This is a genomic window from Saccharibacillus qingshengii, assembly GCF_013185195.1.
In the GTDB taxonomy this organism is placed as follows: domain Bacteria; phylum Bacillota; class Bacilli; order Paenibacillales; family Paenibacillaceae; genus Saccharibacillus; species Saccharibacillus qingshengii.
On record NZ_JAAZWC010000011.1, the window covers coordinates 72,347 to 89,927 of the forward strand.

14 protein-coding genes are annotated in these 17,581 nt (G+C 58.2%); 10 read left to right on the plus strand and 4 right to left on the minus strand.

All coding sequences use genetic code 11. The features are described 5' to 3' along the window. Window positions 1-71 precede the first annotated feature (71 nt). Window positions 72-1,064, minus strand: a complete 993-nt coding sequence (locus HRQ60_RS11555; protein ID WP_172195973.1) for an alpha/beta hydrolase — start codon at window positions 1,062-1,064, stop codon at window positions 72-74. Window positions 1,065-1,292: 228 nt separating this feature from the next. On the opposite strand from HRQ60_RS11555, the gene HRQ60_RS11560 reads away from it, so the two are divergent. Beyond that, window positions 1,293-4,541, plus strand: a complete 3,249-nt coding sequence (locus HRQ60_RS11560; protein WP_172195974.1) for a glycosyl hydrolase 53 family protein — start codon at window positions 1,293-1,295, stop codon at window positions 4,539-4,541. Window positions 4,542-4,710: 169 nt separating this feature from the next. On the opposite strand, the gene HRQ60_RS11565 is transcribed toward HRQ60_RS11560, so the two are convergent. Further along, window positions 4,711-5,607: a helix-turn-helix transcriptional regulator gene (locus HRQ60_RS11565; protein WP_172195975.1), complete on the minus strand. Its 897-nt coding sequence runs from the start codon at window positions 5,605-5,607 to the stop codon at window positions 4,711-4,713. 163 nt (window positions 5,608-5,770) lie between these two features. Beyond that, window positions 5,771-6,457 (minus strand): S-layer homology domain-containing protein, encoded by a 687-nt coding sequence (locus HRQ60_RS11570; protein ID WP_172195976.1) that lies wholly within the window; start codon window positions 6,455-6,457, stop codon window positions 5,771-5,773. Window positions 6,458-6,726: 269 nt separating this feature from the next. Between HRQ60_RS11570 and HRQ60_RS11575 the strand changes: the two genes are divergently transcribed. After that, a complete protein-coding gene (locus HRQ60_RS11575) occupies window positions 6,727-7,395 on the plus strand; it encodes a GDSL-type esterase/lipase family protein (RefSeq protein ID WP_172195977.1) in 669 nt (222 codons plus the stop codon). Window positions 7,396-7,425: 30 nt separating this feature from the next. After that, window positions 7,426-8,004: a Crp/Fnr family transcriptional regulator gene (locus tag HRQ60_RS11580; RefSeq protein WP_172195978.1), complete on the plus strand. Its 579-nt coding sequence runs from the start codon at window positions 7,426-7,428 to the stop codon at window positions 8,002-8,004. Here the strand turns inward: HRQ60_RS11580 and HRQ60_RS11585 are convergent. After that, window positions 7,979-8,716 carry a DUF4386 domain-containing protein gene (locus HRQ60_RS11585; protein WP_172195979.1) on the minus strand — a complete coding sequence of 246 codons (738 nt, stop codon included), beginning with the start codon at window positions 8,714-8,716 and terminating at the stop codon, window positions 7,979-7,981. The genes HRQ60_RS11580 and HRQ60_RS11585 overlap by 26 nt on opposite strands. Window positions 8,717-8,884: 168 nt before the next feature. On the opposite strand from HRQ60_RS11585, the gene HRQ60_RS11590 reads away from it, so the two are divergent. The 7 genes from HRQ60_RS11590 (at window position 8,885) to HRQ60_RS11620 (ending at window position 17,494) form a co-directional block, all read left to right on the plus strand. Then, window positions 8,885-9,967: a hypothetical protein gene (locus HRQ60_RS11590; RefSeq protein WP_172195980.1), complete on the plus strand. Its 1,083-nt coding sequence runs from the start codon at window positions 8,885-8,887 to the stop codon at window positions 9,965-9,967. Window positions 9,968-10,058: 91 nt separating this feature from the next. Next, window positions 10,059-11,117, plus strand: a complete 1,059-nt coding sequence (locus tag HRQ60_RS11595) for a threonine aldolase family protein (protein WP_172195981.1) — start codon at window positions 10,059-10,061, stop codon at window positions 11,115-11,117. A gap of 107 nt (window positions 11,118-11,224) precedes the next feature. After that, complete coding sequence (locus HRQ60_RS11600) at window positions 11,225-11,947, plus strand: GntR family transcriptional regulator (RefSeq protein WP_172195982.1); 723 nt, start codon at window positions 11,225-11,227, stop codon at window positions 11,945-11,947. Window positions 11,948-12,184: 237 nt separating this feature from the next. Then, the gene (locus HRQ60_RS11605; protein ID WP_172195983.1) at window positions 12,185-14,572 is read left to right on the plus strand and encodes a phosphoketolase family protein; all 2,388 of its coding nucleotides are present in this window, start codon (window positions 12,185-12,187) and stop codon (window positions 14,570-14,572) included. A gap of 197 nt (window positions 14,573-14,769) precedes the next feature. Next, window positions 14,770-15,453 carry a hypothetical protein gene (locus tag HRQ60_RS11610; RefSeq protein ID WP_172195984.1) on the plus strand — a complete coding sequence of 228 codons (684 nt, stop codon included), beginning with the start codon at window positions 14,770-14,772 and terminating at the stop codon, window positions 15,451-15,453. A 125-nt stretch (window positions 15,454-15,578) separates the two neighbouring features. Next, complete coding sequence (locus HRQ60_RS11615; RefSeq protein WP_246281281.1) at window positions 15,579-16,154, plus strand: TetR/AcrR family transcriptional regulator; 576 nt, start codon at window positions 15,579-15,581, stop codon at window positions 16,152-16,154. Between the two features lie 80 nt (window positions 16,155-16,234). Beyond that, the gene (locus HRQ60_RS11620; RefSeq protein ID WP_172195985.1) at window positions 16,235-17,494 is read left to right on the plus strand and encodes an MFS transporter; all 1,260 of its coding nucleotides are present in this window, start codon (window positions 16,235-16,237) and stop codon (window positions 17,492-17,494) included. Window positions 17,495-17,581: the final 87 nt, after the last annotated feature.

The following is a 17,581-nucleotide window of genomic DNA, read 5'->3' on the forward strand; positions in this document are numbered from 1 at the left end:
GACCTTTTAACGGAAAAAGGCGCGCTTGGCAGGAAAAGCGCGCTTTTCTCCGCTTCGCCGCCGCGGTTCGCTTACTCCGCGCGCGTCTCCTCCGGCTGCGCCGCGAAATATCGATCCGCGGCGTCTCCGAACGCCTGCATCAGGAAAGCCGTCGCCCGGCGGCTGACGTCCGCTCGGGGGCACATCATGTCGAACGCATGATAGCAGCCGGCATACCGCTCGAACCTTACCGGCACGCCGGCGGCGCGCAGGTTCTCGACGTAGGCGACCGTCTCGTCGCGGAACGGCTCCAGCTCGCCGACGAACGTGACGGTCGGAGGCAGGCCGCCGTAGTCGGTCGCCCGGGCCGCGGCGGCGTAGGGCGGAACGTCTTCGCGGCCGTGCAGCTCGCCCAGATACAACTGCCAGGCCCATCCGTTGGAGGCGGAATCCCAGATCGGGGCGTTGTTGCCCTGCGCGGATTCGCCCTGCATCCGGTCGTCGATCATCGGGTAGAGCGGCATCTGGAACGCCAGCTTCACTTCGTTCAGATCGCGGGCGTACAGCGCCAGCGCCGCGCTCAATCCGCCGCCCGCGCTTTCTCCGCCGACCATCAGCTGGTCGGTACGGATGCCAAGCTCCGCGGCGTGCTCTTTCATCCAGAGCAGCGCGTCGTAGCTGTCGTGCAGCGCCGCCGGGTAAGGCGCTTCGACGGACAGCCGGTAATCCGGCGCGACGATCACGCAGTCCCGCTTGCCGATCAGGTTCTTGTACATGTCGGCGTTCAGTTCGGGCAGGCCCAGCGAATAGCCGCCGCCGTGCAGCCACAAGATGCCGGGTACCTGCGAGACTTCGCGTCGCGGACGGTAGATGCGGACGCGAATCTGCCGTCCGCCGCGCGCCGGAATCCACCGTTCGTCGCAGCGCAGCCCGTCGATGTTTTTGCCTTTGCGGCCCTCCAGCGCTTTGCCGGCGCTTTTGGCCGAAGCGATATACTTCGCTTCGGTCGATTTTTGCGTGAGAGCTTTCATGAAGAGGCCTTTGAGCCGCAGCTGCCGATCGATCATGCGAAGCGTGACTTTCATGGACGAAGCCTCCTGTTCGTTGCGGATTCGATACGTGCTTTGGCTCTATTTTAAACGGATTCGAACGCCCGCTTCAAATTTCGGGCCGCCTGCCTGGCGAACGGGAGCAATCCCTTTCCGAAACACACGAAATGTTGCAATAATCCCGTATCTCCGTTTCCCTGCGGTTGTTATATTGATCACAGTCAAATGTAACCGCTTTATAAAAAGAGAGGGGAACACCTGAATATGAATCGAAACAAACGGACCTGGCCGCTGCTGCTGGCTGTCGTGACGCTGCTGGGCACAATGCCCGTTTCATCCGGAAGGACACTGGCCGCTGCGGGGAATCCAACCTCGGAACCGGCAGTCGTCAACGGAGGATTCGAGAGCGATTTTTGGACCGATTCTTCGTGGAAAGTCGCAAGCGACAACGGAGACCAGGTGGAAGTGAGCCGGTTTGCTTATGCGGACGATACGGGGATCACGAAGCAGGAAGCCGATCACGCGCTCAAGTACTGGATCAAGAACGAAGCGGACTCCAAGCGGCAGATCACGGTCAGTCAAAACGTATACGACCTGCCGGCGGGAAGCTATGAGCTGACGGTGCAGTCGATGGGCGGATCGGGCGGCGAAGCGGGCGAAGTGCAGCTGTTTGCGGGCCAGGAGCAGACGGAGGCAGCGGCCACGACAGGCTACAACAGCTGGAACAAGCGGTCTCTGACATTTGCGCTGGCGGAGCCGGCAGACAAGCTGAGTATCGGAGCTTCGATCTCGGGCAACGCCAAGGCCTGGGGTTATCTGGACGATCTTCGGTTGACGCGGATCGACAGCGGGGCTGCGCAGCCGGTCCAGGCCGACATTTTCGTGCAAAAAGTGAGCGGGTTGGACAGTGACTTTATCAAAGGGGTCGACGTCTCCAGTGTAACCGCGCTCGAAAACAGCGGCGTTGTCTATCGCGACGCACAGGGGAATCCGAAAGACCTGTTCGCTACGCTGCATGAATCGGGTGTCAATTACGTCCGCGTCCGTGTCTGGAACGATCCGTACACGGCGGATGGCAAAGGTTACGGCGGCGGAGACAATGATCTCGCCAAAGCGATCGAAATCGGCCGCAGAGCGACCAAAAATGGCATGAAAGTGCTGGTCGATTTCCACTATTCGGACTTCTGGGCCGACCCGGCCAAACAGCAGACGCCAAAAGCCTGGACGGGCTATACGGTGGAGAAAAAAGGGGAAGCGATCTACGCGTATACGAAAACCAGTCTCGAGCAGATGCGCGCGGCAGGCGTCAACGTCGGCATGGTGCAGATCGGCAACGAGACCAACGGCTTTTTTGTCGGGGAAAAAGATTGGAAATCGATCGCTTCGATGTTCGGTCAAGGCAGCCGGGCAGTACGCGAAATCGATCCGTCGATTCTCGTGGCCCTGCATTTCACCAATCCGGAATCGTCCGGCCGCTATGCGAATTACGCGGCGGAACTGGCGAAATATAACGTCGATTACGATGTGTTCGCCAGCTCCTATTATCCGTTCTGGCACGGGTCGCTTAGCAATCTGACCGCCGTGCTCAAACAGGTCGCGGACACGACCGGCAAAAAGGTCATGGTGGCCGAAACTTCGTATGCCTATACCGCCGAAGAAGGCGACGGTCACGGCAACACGGCTCCCAAAGAGTCGGGGCAGACGCTCGATTATCCGATCAGCGTGCAGGGACAGGCGACTTCGGTACGCAATGTGATCGATGCGGTCGCCAAAGTCGGCGATGCGGGCATAGGCGTCTTCTACTGGGAGCCGGCCTGGCTGCCGGTCGGTCCGGCCTCGGACCTCGAATCTAACAAACTGCTGTGGGAACAGTATGGTTCCGGCTGGGCTTCCAGCTATGCGGCCGAATACGATCCGCACGATGCGGGAGCTTGGTACGGCGGCAGCGCGGTGGACAATCAGGCGCTGCTTGATTTCACGGGACGGCCTCTGTCTTCGCTGAACGTCTTCAAATACGTCGATACCGGCGCGGTCGCTCCGCTGAGAGTCGACACGGTTCGTTCGGTCGCTTTGTCGGTCAATGCCGGCGAACCGGTGACGCTTCCGGCGTCGGTCGAAGCGGTGTATAACGACGGAAGTATCCGTATGCTTGCTGCGGCTTGGGATGAGGCGGCGCTGAAGACGGCCGTATCGCAGGGACCGGGCCGTTACCTCATTGACGGTACGGTCGAAGGAGGGAATAAGGTGCAGGCTGCACTGGAGATCAAGCTTGAGAATCTTCTGATGAACGGAAGCTTCGAGAGCAGCGACCGGAGTATGTGGACGCTTGCCTACGGCGAAGGAAGTATTCCGCACACGGCTTATCAGAACAAAGCCTCCGATGCCAAGACGGGTCAGTATTCGCTGCATTTCTATTCGCCGGAAGGTGTGGATTTCCGGGTTGCCCAGACCGTAACGGGACTTGCGCCCGGTTATTACAACCTGTCCATGGCGATCCAGGGCGGAGACGCGGCAGAGAGTACCATGAAGCTGCTGGCTTCGAGCGGCGGTCAAGAGCGCTTCGCTGCAGCCAACGTCACGGGCTGGCAGCAGTGGAGCGAGCCGAAGATCGAAGAAATCCGCGTCGAGAACGGCAGTCTTACGGTCGGCGCTTCCGTTGTTGCGAACGCGAATGCCTGGGGAACGCTGGATGATTTCTATTTGACGTTCGTGCGCGATCTGGAGACGGCAACGCCTCCTCCGGGCGGAGGCCAAAGCGGCGAACCGCCGGTGACCGGCACGCCTGCGAGCCCTTCGCCTTCGGTACCGGCAGCCCCGGCTCCGGCGCCTGAACCGGCGCCGCAGGCAGCTGGGCCTGCGATCCCGGCGCCTGTCGGACCGACAGCACCGGCGGTGCCGGAAGACGCTGCCGGCTCGCCTGAGCAGACGGCAGCGTCGCAGCCGTATCTGCAGGGCTATCCGGACGGTACGTTCCGTCCGGGCCAAGCGGTGACGCGGGCGGAACTGGCCGCGATGCTGCTGCGGGTAAGCGGCACGGCGGCGCCTTCGGGCGGCGCAAATGGCGCTTACGCCGACGTGGCGGCCGGCAGCTGGGCCGCCGAAGCGGTTCGGGCCGTGACGGAGTCCGGCTGGATGCGCGGTACCGGCGCAGACGCTTTTGGCCCGGACCGGCCCGTCACCCGGGCCGAAATGGCCGCCGTACTGGCGCGCTGGAAGGCGCTGCATACGCAGAGCGGCGCGGGGCTTGAAGCGGCGGGATTCTCCGATACCGCCAAACACTGGGCTGCGGGCGATATTGCCCGCGCGCGCCAGGCCGGGTATCTGCTCGGCCTGCCGGACGGCCGCTTCGAGCCGGACCGGGCACTCAGCCGCGCCGAAGCCGCGGCCGTGTTCAACCGGGCCCTGGGCCGGGCCCTGCCGGCTGCGCCGGACGCCTCGCGCTGGCCGGACGTACCGGCCGGGCATTGGGCGCTCGCCGATATCGAGGCGGCCGCGCAGGATTCGTCGCGCTAAACAGCCGCGTCGGTCCGTCGCTGCCCGTCAAAAAGACCAATCAAGAAGGCGGCCGGGAATCCCCGGCCGCCTTCTTTTTGATCCATCCAGCCTTATCCTGCCCGTCCAGCCTTATTCCGCCTCGTTCAGCCTTATCCCGCCCCGTCCAGCTTTGCCCGCTTGATGCGGCTCAACCTTGCTCGATCCCGTCTGTCTGCGCCGGCTTTTCCCGCCTTCGGCTTCCGTCGGCCCGGTCCACGGCGAGCAGCTGTGCCAAGCATTCCTCTGTTCCCGTACCGGGCCGGGGAACGAAAATCGTCCAGGTCAGGCCCGGGTTATGATCGATATATCCGGCGGACCGAATATCGAAATGAAGCTCCTGCCCGTCCGCGAGGCGCAGCGTGGCGGCAAACACATGGTCATGCTTCACTTCGTACAGATCCCAGCAGCGGCGGAAGTCTTCGCTTTCCCGGTTCAGCTGTTCGAATCGCTCCATATACAGCGGACTTCGCTTGCTGCGCTCGAAGATCGTCCGCAGCCAGGCGGCGGTATAACGGGCGAATTCTTCCCAATTGACGAGGCGTTTGCGGTAATCGGCGTCCAGGAAAGTCAGATTCATCATGTGACGGTCTCGAGCGGGCATGCTTCCGAAATCCGCAAGCGTCAGCTCGGCCGCCCGGTTCCAGGCCAGTACGTCCGTGGTATCGTCGGTAATGAAGCACGGATAATCCATCTGCCCGGCGAGCGCCTGGAGCAGCGGGAGATCGACTCGGACCTGAGGAACGGCTTCGGCGGCCGAATCCGCTTCCGCCAGCGAGAGCATATAACTGCGTTCGGAGCCGCTGAGCTGCAGCGCCCGGCCGATATTCAGCAGAATATCCGGGGAAGGATTCAGATCTTTGCCCTGTTCCAGCCAGGTGTAATAGGTAACGCTCATATTGGCGAGGTAAGCGACTTCTTCCCGGCGCAGGCCGGGAGTACGCCGGCGTCCCGGCAGCACGTCGATACCGGAGTCTTCCGGCTGCAGGCGCTGCCGCCTCGAGCGCATAAACTCGCCAAGCGCCGCGGATGAACGATAGATTTTCATGGTCGGAATTCCGCCTTCCTCCGTGATCGGGATCGTCGACTTCCATTGTAGGACATAACGTTCGACAGCACAAAAAAACAGCCGGGGCGAGGGTGGGGGGATCGCCGGCTGTTTTTTGTCAAACCAGTGGGGACTTGCGTGACTTGCTTCTGCCGAGCGTCTCTTATTCTTCGATCGGCAGGATGTGAACGGGCTGCTTCAACTGGTTCAGATAATCGACCGCATTGTAGAGAATGACCGCCGCTTCCGCGCGCGTGATCTCATCCTGCGGATGGAATTTCTTGTCGGCATCCAGTTCCACGATTTCGAGGGCAATCGCGAACTGGGTCGAGCCGAGCTGCTCGATATCGAATTGATCCTGGTCGGCAATTTCGGGAACCAAGATATTGATCATCGGCAGATTGCCCGCCGTTTTCAGACTGTCGATCAGATAATCCACGTAATCTTCGCGCGTGATTTTGGCCGACGGATCGACCGTACCCGGAATGCTCGCGCCGCTGCGGGCGGCATCGAGGAAGGCTTCGGCGTACCACGCCGTGTTCTTGACTGCCGGGAACAGATCGTGCGCCGTCTGCTTGGGATCGGCATCCGGGTATTCGAGCGCGGACAAGCCGAGGCCATTCGAGATAAACTGCATAGCCTGCGCCTGGGTCACCGGAGCTTTTGGAGCGAAGGCGTTGGCGCTTACGCCTTTGAGGATGCCTTTTTGCTGAAGGGATTCGATCTTGGCCTGGCCGTCCGTGCCGTTGAGATCTTTGAACGCCGGAGCTGCCGCGAGCAGGGAGCCGCCGAGGGAAGCACTCAGGATAGAGACGGACATCAGGGACGCTGCGAATTTCTTTTTCATCATTGAAACCTTCTGGGAATCTGGATATGAATCGCCGTATTCTTTTTCCTGCCTACCCAGACGAAGCGTTTTCAGAAAAGGTTGCGGCGTTCGGAGATTTACCCAAGAATTAATCTTGAACCGGAAAAATCGGATCGGAATCCGCGGCGTTTACTTTCGTGTATATCGCCTTGTACAAACGCTTCTGCCGGGAGTGGTTATTTACTGCTTCTTCCTCTAAGATAAAAGCAAAGCCAAGACTGTATCCAAGTGATCTTAAGGAGGAATCGTCCATGTGTTCCGACGCCGCAAACGCTGCCTACGAACTGCCGCCCGACAAACGCGCCAAAATCGAGGCCTACCGGCTGCTCAATCATTATGCGCTCCGGGGGCAAACCGTCTGCACGGGTTCTTCGCTGATGGAATTTTGCCCGATTCACGAACTGCAGCAGACATTTGGACCGTCGTTTCCATTCTATAATCGCGGCGCAGCCGGGTTCGTGACGCGAGAACTGCTGGCGGCTCTGGACGAATGCGTGCTGGAACTTGAACCGTCCCGGCTGTTTATCAATATCGGAACCAATGACATCGGCGAACCGGATTACACGCTGCCCGGATTGATCGGCCGTTACGAAGAGATTCTGAAGCGGGTGCAGCAGCGGCTGCCGGACTGCCGAATCGTGACGCTTGCGTATTATCCGGTCAATGCCGACGACGAATTTGCCGGCGTGGACCGGGCAGCCGCAGCGGACCTGTTCTCGCGCCGCAGCAACCGGGCGATCCGGGAAGCAAACGAAGCGGTGGCGGACCTATCGCGCCGGCTCGGCATCGGGCATCTCGACGTAAACGCCGGGCTTGCGGACGATACCGGAAATTTGGACAAAGCGTATACGATGGACGGGATCCATCTGTATGCGAACGGCTACAAGATCGTATGGGACAATCTGAGCCCCTATTTGTAGGGAGCCTGACAAGGAAGGGAGGCGGATCGGATGAAACAGCAGCTGGACAAGTATCTGAAGAGGTTTACTTCGCTTGACAAGCAGGAACGTCTGACCATTCTGGACGAGCTGGATATCCGGGAATATCCAAAAGGTACGATTCTGCTGGAACAAGGAGAAATGTCGTCTACATGCTATTTCGTGCTGCAGGGCTGTCTGCGGCAGTACGCGATCGATGAAGAAGGCAGGGAGACGACCTCCAATTTCTACACGGAAGAACAGGCCATCGCCGGTTTCAACCGGTATGCACCGGAAGAAGGGTCGGACTGTTTTGTGGCCTGTCTGGAAGACTGCGTATTGGTCGTGGGGGATTTCGGGGACGAGCGGGGCATGTTCGAACGTCATGTGCAGCTGGAGTCGATGGCCCGCCGCATGATGGAAGAACATTTGGGGAAAGTACAGCGGGAATTTGCGGCTTTTGCCGCTTCTTCGCCGGAAGACCGATACCGCGAAGTGCTGCGGAGCCGCCCGGGTCTGACCCGGCGGGTGCCGCAGCATCAGCTGGCCAGTTATCTGGGGATGACGCCCGAATCGCTGAGCCGGATCAAGAAAAGGCTTCAGAGCGTGTAGACGCCTGCAGGGCAGGCTGTCTGCCGCCTCGGGCCAGCAGCCACAAGGCAAGTCCCAATTCGCCGGCGGCCATGGGAGCGGCAAGAATCGTCTCGAGCAGGCTGACCGCGTCGTTTCCTTCGGGCAGTAGGATTCGCAGCGAATGGACGGCCACGTAACCGACGGAAGCGAGCAGCAGCAGGAAACCGATCCAGCGCGGCAGGGAAGCGGCGCGAAGCGCCAGCAGGCCAAGCGTCAGCAGATGCAGACCGAACACGACGAGGCCGATCGACCAGACGAAGTCGAACAGGTCCAGCGACAGCAGAATCAGTGAATCGTTCAGGCCGGGAGCCGAGAGAGCGCCGCTTCGGTCGGACAGCAGCAGCGCGGCGGCCAAGGCGGCAACCGCCGTGCCCAGCATGGCGGTGTACGCCAGACGGAGCCAGGCGCCGAGCAGGGACAATCCCCGGTGTACCGGTTCGAAGAACAGGTACAGCGCCCAGGCTGCGGCTGCGTCGCAGATCAAGATAACCAGCCAGCCGAAGATTTCGGCTTTGAACAAGGCGGACGAAGACCGGAGATTGGCCGCGGTAGCGGCGGGGTCGTCCGGAATCACGATTGTGCCGTGGATCCAGCCGTAACAGAGTGCCGCCGCTGCGGCCATGATGAGCAGCGATATACCTGCCGCTACCGCCGCGCCCCGCTGCGCGGTGTTTTTTGTCGTGTGTTCCATACGATTGCCTCCTTATGAATGGTGCTTTGTTTTCATCATAAAGAACGGGCGGCCCCGGCGCCTTGATTTAAGTCAAGCGGCACCCCCTGTTTCAAAACCCCGTATCCGGTCCTTCTATTTAAAAAGAAAACCCGGTTCGGAGAACCGAAGCCGGAAAGGAGAATGTGTATGCTGCTCGCCGCTTTTGCCGTGCTGCTTCTGCTTGCCTGTCTACTCGCCTGGACGGTCCGCATGCCCGATATTCCGACCGCATCCGCCGCAAGCGTGATGGCGCTGGCCATTTTTACGCAGGGGGTGCTGGTCCATTTTGCCGGCAAAGGATCGACGGGCACGCAGATCGCCGCCGGATTGACGCTGCTGCTCTGGCTGTGCCTGCTGGCGGCTTATCTCGGAAGTGTGCGCGACCGCAGCTTCCAGAGCCGGCATTGGAACGATCCGGTCGGCCGCTTCGCGATGGGAACCTGGGTGGCGGGCACGTCGTCCGCGCTGACGGCGGCCCATGTGAATTTCCCCGAACTGCATCCGGTGCTGGTTCCGCTTGGCATCCTGAATGCCGGCCTGCTGATCTTCTACCTGTTCGCCGCTTCGCTGGCGGCGGGAGAGATCGCGGGGCAGTGGCGGAATTTGAAACTGCACGGCGTTATTCTGCTGACCGTCGTTGCGATTCAGTCGGTCTCGCTGATGCTGCACGAATTGTTCGGGGCCAAAGAATATATGATCTACCGGGTGCTGGTGCTGCTCGGCATTCTGTTCTATCTGGCCGCAGCGGCGCTGCTGGTCATGCGCTATCTGCGCAAAGGCTGGAATCTCGCGGACGATTGGCCGGAAACGAACTGTATTCTCTACGGCGCGGCCGCCATTACCGGCGCCGCTGCGCTGAAATCTTCCGTCTTCCCGGACGGCGTGCTGCTGGGCATCTGGATCTTCGCCCTGCTGCTGCTGGTGCTGGTGGAAGGAGCGGAAATCGTTCGCGGGGTGCTTCGCGTCCGCAAATACGGATGGGCCGAAGGGATCGGCGTCTATGCGCCGGCGCAGTGGTCCAGGCTGTTTACGCTTGGGATGTTCTACTTCTTCACGCAGCAGAGCGGGCGGATCTTCCCCGAGCATGCACATTCCGGGTTGAATGTCCTTCGTGAATGGATACTGATCGGTGGGGCATGGATCATTTCTATACTCTTATTGTTGGAAATAGGGCTATGGGGAGGAAGGTTTCTTCATTCTTCGTCCACCTACCGCAAACAAGATCAATAAAATTTAACGTATAAATATACAAAAACGAGTTCGGACAGGGTATCATGGAGACATCGGCTTTTTATCCATACAGAAAACGGAGAGATGACTTATGACCCGATTCGAAAATGATTATACCCAAGGTGCCCACCCGCGTATTCTGCAGAGTCTGCTTGCGACCAATATGGACCAGACGGGCGGCTACGGCACCGACGAATACTGCGACCGCGCCCGGACGCTGATCCGCCGCGAGTGCGATGCCGAACAGGCGGACGTTCATTTCCTCGTGGGCGGCACCCAGACCAATACGACCGTGATCGCCGCGCTGCTGCGTCCGCATCAGGGCGTGCTGGCCGCGGATACGGGGCATATCGCGGGACACGAGACCGGAGCCATCGAATCGACCGGGCATAAAGTGCTTACGCTCCCCCATCAAGACGGCAAAATCACCGCGCAGCAGGTCCGGCAGGCTTATCTCGATCATTGGAACGATGCGGCTCATCAGCATAGGGTGCAGCCGGGCATGGTCTATATTTCGCAGTCGACGGAGAACGGGACCGTTTACAGCCTGGCGGAACTCGAAGCGCTCAGCTCGGTCTGCCGCGAATACGGCCTGCCGCTGTTCGTCGACGGCGCTCGGCTTGGCTATGCGCTGGCGGCCGAAGGCGGCGACGTGACGCTTGCCGACCTGGCGCGCCTGACCGACGTCTTCTATATCGGAGGCACCAAGCTCGGCGCGCTGATGGGCGAAGCGGTGGTCATCCTGAACGAAGCGCTCAAGCGCGATTTCCGCTACCTGATCAAGCAGCGCGGCGGCCTGCTGGCCAAAGGACGCCTGCTCGGTATCCAGTTCGAGACGCTGTTCGAAGACGGCCTGTACTTCGAGATCTCGCGCAGCGCCGTCTCGCTGGCGGTTAAGCTCCGAGACGCGCTTGGCGGCATGGGCTTCGGCTTCCTCCATGCTTCGCCGACCAATCAGCAGTTCCCGGTCCTGCCGGACCGTCTGCTCAAGGCGCTTGAAGCGAAGCATTCTTTTTCCGTCTGGGCCAAAGTGGACGAGACCCATACGGCTGTTCGCTTCTGCACAAGCTGGGGGACAACGGAGGAAGAAGTGAACGGCTTGGTCGAAGATATCCGCGCAGCGGCCGTTCCCGGCGGAGCAAGGGGATAACGGACAAGCGCGCCCGAAGCGGGTATGCTGTTTCTTTTTGCCGGCGTTCTTCTCCGCTATGGTATAGTAAATCTGACATTTCATTTCCGTACGCGAAGGAGAGCGGCATGACAGAACTAGTCTACAAGCGGATCGTCGACGATCTGAAGCGCGGGATTCGGGAAGGGCGCTACGCGGATATGCGTCTGCCGGACGAGCGCAGTCTCAGCGATTCCTACAAGGTGAGCCGAAGTTCGGTGAAACGGGCGCTGACGAAGATGGAGAGCGAAGGCATCATTTTCAAAAAGCGCGGCTCCGGTACGTTTATCAATCCGCTGTATCTCAAGAACGAATCCGTCTTCAACTATGAAGGCGCAAATCTCGGCGTAACCGACAACTTTCACGTACAGGGGAAGAAACCGGGCATCAAAGTGCTGAGCTTCGAGGTGGTGCCGCCCACGGAAGAACTCCAGCGCGACCTGTTTCTCGAACGGCACGATTTCGTCTACAAAATCGTTCGGCTGCGCTTGTTCGACGAAGAGCCTTTTATGATCGAGACGGGCTATATTCCGATCAAGATTGTGCAGAACCTCAACGAGACGATCATTGCCGGTTCCATCTTCAATTACCTGCAGGATATGCACAACATGGCCGTCACCAAGTCGTTCCTGTCGATCTTCGCCGAACCTTCGAATGCGGAAGACCGGGAACTGCTGAATCTCCAGGAGAACGAACCGGTCGGCATTATGGAAGGAATCTTCTTTCTGGATAACGGAACCCCGTTCGAATTCTCGCATATGCGGCTGCATTACAAGTATCTCAAGTTCAATACGTTCGTGTCCGTGCATTAAGCGGGATACGCTGGGCAGGTCGGGAAATCCCGATCTGCCTTTTTGGTGCGGAGAAGATAACCGGGCGGTTAAGTTGTTCATCGCTTGTTCAACTTTTTAATAAATTGGACCGGTTCAATTATGGAAAAGGTTGAATTAATCCGAACACACGTTATGATGAACTTATGATTGTGAAAAAAATAACTTAGTTCGGCGCAGAGAGAAATCATTCAATAACAGGAAACGGAAGTGGAGCACATGGGATTTACCACCTTGGAAACCGACTATTCATCGAAAACGTATCTGGACAAACTTGATGCCTACTGGCGCGCAACCAACTATATCTCGGTAGGCCAGCTCTATCTCAAAGACAACCCGCTGCTCAAGCGTCCGCTGCAGGACTCGGATGTCAAGATCAAACCGATCGGCCACTGGGGAACTATTCCGGGCCAGAATTTCATCTATGCGCATCTCAACCGCGTTATCGTGAAATACGATCTGGATATGTTCTATGTGGAAGGGCCCGGACACGGCGGCCAGGTCATGGTATCGAACTCTTATCTGGACGGCAGCTACACGGAAATCTATCCGCAGATTACCCAGGACGAATCCGGCATGAAAAAGCTGTTCAAACAATTCTCGTTCCCGGGCGGAGTCGCTTCGCATGCCGCACCGGAAACGCCGGGGTCTATCCATGAAGGCGGCGAGCTGGGTTATTCCCTTTCCCACGGCGCCGGCGCTATTCTCGACAATCCGAATCTGATCGCGGCGGTTGTCGTCGGCGACGGCGAAGCCGAGACCGGACCGCTTGCCGCTTCATGGTTCGCGAACCGTTTTATCAATCCGATTACGGACGGTGCCGTTCTCCCGATCCTGCATCTGAACGGGTTCAAGATCAGCAACCCGACGATTCTGTCCCGTCAAAGCAGCGAAGAACTGACTTCCTACTTCCGGGGAATGGGTTGGGAACCGTTCTTCGTGGAAGGCGAAGATCCGGAGAAGATGCACCCGCTGATGGCCGAGCAGCTCGACAGAATCGTGGAACGCATCGCTTCGATCCAGCGCAGCGCCCGCGAGAACAATGAAACCTACCGTCCGATGTGGCCGATGCTGATCTTCCGTACGCCAAAAGGCTGGACCGGCCCCAAACAGTGGGACGGCGTGCCGAACGAAGGCTCGTTCCGCGCCCACCAGGTGCCGATTCCGGTCGACCAGAACCATATGGAACACGCGCCGGCACTGCTGGACTGGCTGAACAGCTACCGCCCGGAAGAATGTTTTGAAGAAGATGGCCGTCTGAGATCCGAACTGGCCGAAATTCTGCCGCGCGGCGATCGCCGGATGGGCATGAATCCGGTCACCAACGCGGGACATCTCATCAAAGATCTCAAGCTGCCGAATTTCCGCGATTACGCGCTCGACAACAGCAAGCCCGGCGAGACGATCGCACAGGATATGTCTGTGCTCGGCAAATATGTACGCGATGTGGTCGTGCTGAACGAGAACAACCGCAATTTCCGTATTTTCGGTCCCGACGAGACGATGTCCAACCGCCTCGCGCCGGTATTTGAAGTCACGAAGCGTCAATGGCTGGATTCGATCCATGAGCCGCAGGACGAATTCCTGTCCGCATACGGCCGCGTTATCGATTCGCAGCTGTCCGAGCATCAGGCGGAAGGCATGCTGGAAGGCTACGTGCTGACAGGCCGCCACGGGTTCTTCGCCAGCTACGAAGCATTCCTGCGCGTCGTCGATTCGATGCTGACCCAGCACTTCAAGTGGCTGCGCAAAGCGACGGATCAAGGCTGGAGAGCGGATATTCCTTCCCTGAATGTCGTCGCGACTTCGACCGTATTCCAGCAGGATCATAACGGCTATACGCACCAGGATCCGGGCCTGCTCGGTCACCTGGCCGACAAGAAGCCGGAATTCATCCGCGAGTACCTGCCGTCCGATGCCAATACGCTGCTGGCGGTATTCGACACCGTGCTCAACGACCGCCAGAAGATCAACCTGATCGTTTCGTCCAAGCATCCGCGTCCACAGTGGTTCAGCGCGGACGAAGCCTATGAGCTGGTACACACCGGACTCAAAGTGATCGATTGGGCCAGTACGGCGGCTGCCGGCGAAGAGCCGGACCTCGTCATCGCTTCATCCGGCACGGAGCCGACAATGGAAGCATTGGCCGCCATTTCGATCCTGAACGAACGTCTGCCGGAGCTGAAGATCCGCTATATCAACGTGGTCGATCTGCTCAAACTGCGCAGCCGAAAGCTCGACCCGCGCGGGCTGTCCGACGACGAATTCGACGGTTTCTTCACGGCGGACAAACCGGTCGTCTTCGCTTTCCACGGGTACGAAGGATTAATCAAAGATCTGTTCTTCGATCGCCGCAACCACAACCTGAGCGTACACGGCTATCGCGAGAACGGCGATATCACCACTCCGTTCGATATGCGCGTGCTTAATCAGATGGACCGCTTCGACCTGGCCAAGTCGGCTGTATTGAGCCTGCCAAGCGCCGGACAATATGCAGCGATCGTGACCGAGATGGACGCGATCGTCGCCAAGCATCACAGCTTCATCCGCGAAGAAGGCATTGACCTGCCGGAAGTCGAGAACTGGAAGTGGACCGGACTGAAATAAGAAAGCCGGAACAAGCCTACTTTCGGATAAACGAATATATAGAGTATTTTCGACACGTTGAACGCTTTGTAAAAAGCGTTCTTCTTTTTGTTGTTTTTTGTAAAGGAAATGGAAAATGCGAATGGGTCATGTTAAGTTGGAAATGGGGCGGTAGGCGTTCTAGCTTAAAGAGATTGTGGAGAAAAGGAGGGGGTACGATGGAACCGGGAACTTGGCTGCTGATGCCGGTGTATATCTTCGCAGGAGTGCTGATACTGATCGTGATGGCAGGTGTCCTGGAGAAAATCGATGAATTTCGCAGAAGGAAGTACCAAGCGGAAGAAAGATACAGGGTGTACCATATGGGCGGACTGATCGAAAGCGACGGCATACGAAGAATGCAAAAGCTTCAGCTTTTTATGAATGACCAGGCACTGACGATCAAAGCTTGGCGCAAGCCGGAGGTCATTATTCGTATACGGGATATTACAGCTGTAGAACCTCTATGGCCGGTTATGCTGAAAAGCAAAGCTCCGGAAACTCCGGAAGAACGCCGAAGATTTTTGCGTGAAATGCAGTGGGGAGAAGAACTGGAACAATTTGAAGCCTGGACCCACTTTCGCAAAACAAAAAGATATCTGCTGATCCGTTATAAACAGAGCGGACAGCCGCGTACATTAGGTTTCGGATTCCGGTATGGAGAAGCGGAAGAAGAGGAATATGAGGATTTCTACAAATGTCAGGATTCCCCAAAAGCGTACAGGGCGCTCAGCCGGATGCGAGATTCCGAAGAGGCGGTCGGGAGAGTCAGTCTGCGCAAAAAGATCCTATCCCAAGAAGGAGCGCTGGTATGGAAACGGGACCCTCAAACCGGAAGATTGACCAGTGAATGGGAGCCCTGAAACAGAATCAGGACGAAGGAAAAAGAGTTTTTCGATTAATACTGGACCTATCGTTCCGAAAAGAATATACTGAATCCAGCAGCGAACGATAAACACGCCGGGAAGACGAGAACGGAGGAAACCGTATGGCAAGAACCAAAGAATTCGACCGCAGCCAGGTGCTCCACAAAGCGATGCTGCTGTTCTGGGAAAAAGGATACGACGGAACAAGCATGAGCGATCTGCTGGAGACGATGGGGATCAGCCGTTCGAGTCTGTACGAGACTTTTACGGACAAGCATGCGCTGTACCTCGAAGCTGCGCAGATGTACCGGCAGAACAGTCAGGAGAAACGAAGATTTCTGCTGGAAGCGGACTCGGCCAAAGAAGGCATTCGCCAATATTTCGAACGGCATATCGACGGATCGTTTCGCGAAGACACCCCGATGGGCTGTCTGGTGACGAATACGATCGTGAATGTGGATGCGCCCGAAGATGAGATCAATAAGCTGATGCGGACGCATTTCGACGAACTCCGGGTGGCTTTTTGCGAGCTGCTGAAGCGCGGACAGCAGTCGGGCGAGATCGCGGCAGATCGGAACATCGAGGATCTGGCGTATATGCTGCTTACGATCAACCACGGGATTAACGTTGCGTCCAAGCTGAACAACAGCCGAGAACGGGCGGAGTCGATGATGCGTACGGTACTGGACATGTTATAAAAAGATAGGCAAGCAACGCCTATTTTTTTAACCTTTTCGGAACGAACGTTCCGAAAAGAAATTGAAGGAGCGTGAACGAAATGAAATCTTATCCCCATGCGAAAAAAAGTCCGGCCCCTCGATCCGAACAGGAAATCCCCGGTTGGCTGCTGCTATTTTTGGCGATAGCCTGCGGCATCATCGTGGCCAATCTGTATTATGCCCAGCCGCTGGTCGAACCGATTCGTCAAGCGATCGGCTTGTCCGCCGGTTCGGCGGGCCTGATCGTGACCCTGACGCAGATCGGCTACGCGGCCGGATTGCTGCTGCTTGTACCACTCGGCGATATTTTGGAAAACCGTAAACTGGTATCCGCATTGCTCTTCTTCACGGTCGGCGCGCTGGCATTGTCGGCTGTCGCCGGAAGCGCGCCGTTGTTCCTTTTAGCCTCGTTGCTGATCGGACTGGGTTCCGTCGCCGCGCAGATTCTCGTTCCGTACGCTTCGCATCTGGCTTCCGAAGAATCGCGCGGCCGCGTCGTCGGCAACGTCATGAGCGGTCTGCTGCTCGGCATCATGCTCGCTCGTCCGATATCCAGTCTGCTCGCCGGTTGGCTGGGCTGGAGCTCCGTCTTCTTCATCTCGGCTGCCCTGATCCTGCTGGCGCTCGTGCTGCTGCGTGCGCTGCCGAAGCGGCATCCGAAGTCCGGCATGACGTACCCGGAATTGCTCGGTTCGATGCGCCGACTGCTGATCTCGACGCCGGTACTGCGCCGCCGAGCCGTCTACCACGCGCTGTTGTTCGCTTCGTTCAGCTTGTTCTGGACGACGGCGCCGCTGCTGTTGGCGGGTCCGGCCTTCGGCTTCTCGCAAACGGGCATCGCGATCTTCGCGCTCGTCGGCGTAGCGGGCGCGGCCGCCGCTCCGATCGCGGGCCGTCTAGCCGACCGGGGCTGGAGATACACGGCGACGGGACTTGCGCTGGCTCTGGTCGCGGCTTCCGCTCTGCTGCCGATGTTCGCGCATACCGGCTCCGCATTGAATATCGCCCTGCTCGTCATCGCCGCGGTGCTGCTCGATCTCGGCGTATCGGCCAATCTGGTGCTTAGCCAACGGGCGATCTTCTCGCTTGGCGCCGAAGCGCGCAGCCGTCTGAACGGTCTGTTCACGGCGATCTTCTTCGTCGGCGTATCGGCCGGTTCCGCGATCAGCGGATGGGCGTTCGCTGCGGGAGGCTGGAAACTGACCATGATGATCGGCGGTGCATTGCCTTTGCTGGCTCTGGTCTATTACGCGACGGAAGGCAAAGCGGAGCGCCGGTTGGAACAGGTGAGTAGCTTGTATGAGAATAAAGAGTATTAAAGCTGTCTATTTTTAAAAAATTGAATTTTAAGAGTGTAATATATGTATAATTCAGTGTATAATTAAAAAAATGAAAATCAAAAGTGG

Bases quoted from the DNA above. Each gene is read 5' to 3' on its own strand.
- HRQ60_RS11555 (WP_172195973.1), bottom strand. From the start codon at position 1,064: ATGAAAGTCACGCTTCGCATGATCGATCGGCAGCTGCGGCTCAAAGGC.
- HRQ60_RS11560 (WP_172195974.1), top strand. From the start codon at position 1,293: ATGAATCGAAACAAACGGACCTGGCCGCTGCTGCTGGCTGTCGTGACG.
- HRQ60_RS11565 (WP_172195975.1), bottom strand. From the start codon at position 5,607: ATGAAAATCTATCGTTCATCCGCGGCGCTTGGCGAGTTTATGCGCTCG.
- HRQ60_RS11570 (WP_172195976.1), bottom strand. From the start codon at position 6,457: ATGATGAAAAAGAAATTCGCAGCGTCCCTGATGTCCGTCTCTATCCTG.
- HRQ60_RS11575 (WP_172195977.1), top strand. From the start codon at position 6,727: ATGTGTTCCGACGCCGCAAACGCTGCCTACGAACTGCCGCCCGACAAA.
- HRQ60_RS11580 (WP_172195978.1), top strand. From the start codon at position 7,426: ATGAAACAGCAGCTGGACAAGTATCTGAAGAGGTTTACTTCGCTTGAC.
- HRQ60_RS11585 (WP_172195979.1), bottom strand. From the start codon at position 8,716: ATGGAACACACGACAAAAAACACCGCGCAGCGGGGCGCGGCGGTAGCG.
- HRQ60_RS11590 (WP_172195980.1), top strand. From the start codon at position 8,885: ATGCTGCTCGCCGCTTTTGCCGTGCTGCTTCTGCTTGCCTGTCTACTC.
- HRQ60_RS11595 (WP_172195981.1), top strand. From the start codon at position 10,059: ATGACCCGATTCGAAAATGATTATACCCAAGGTGCCCACCCGCGTATT.
- HRQ60_RS11600 (WP_172195982.1), top strand. From the start codon at position 11,225: ATGACAGAACTAGTCTACAAGCGGATCGTCGACGATCTGAAGCGCGGG.
- HRQ60_RS11605 (WP_172195983.1), top strand. From the start codon at position 12,185: ATGGGATTTACCACCTTGGAAACCGACTATTCATCGAAAACGTATCTG.
- HRQ60_RS11610 (WP_172195984.1), top strand. From the start codon at position 14,770: ATGGAACCGGGAACTTGGCTGCTGATGCCGGTGTATATCTTCGCAGGA.
- HRQ60_RS11615 (WP_246281281.1), top strand. From the start codon at position 15,579: ATGGCAAGAACCAAAGAATTCGACCGCAGCCAGGTGCTCCACAAAGCG.
- HRQ60_RS11620 (WP_172195985.1), top strand. From the start codon at position 16,235: ATGAAATCTTATCCCCATGCGAAAAAAAGTCCGGCCCCTCGATCCGAA.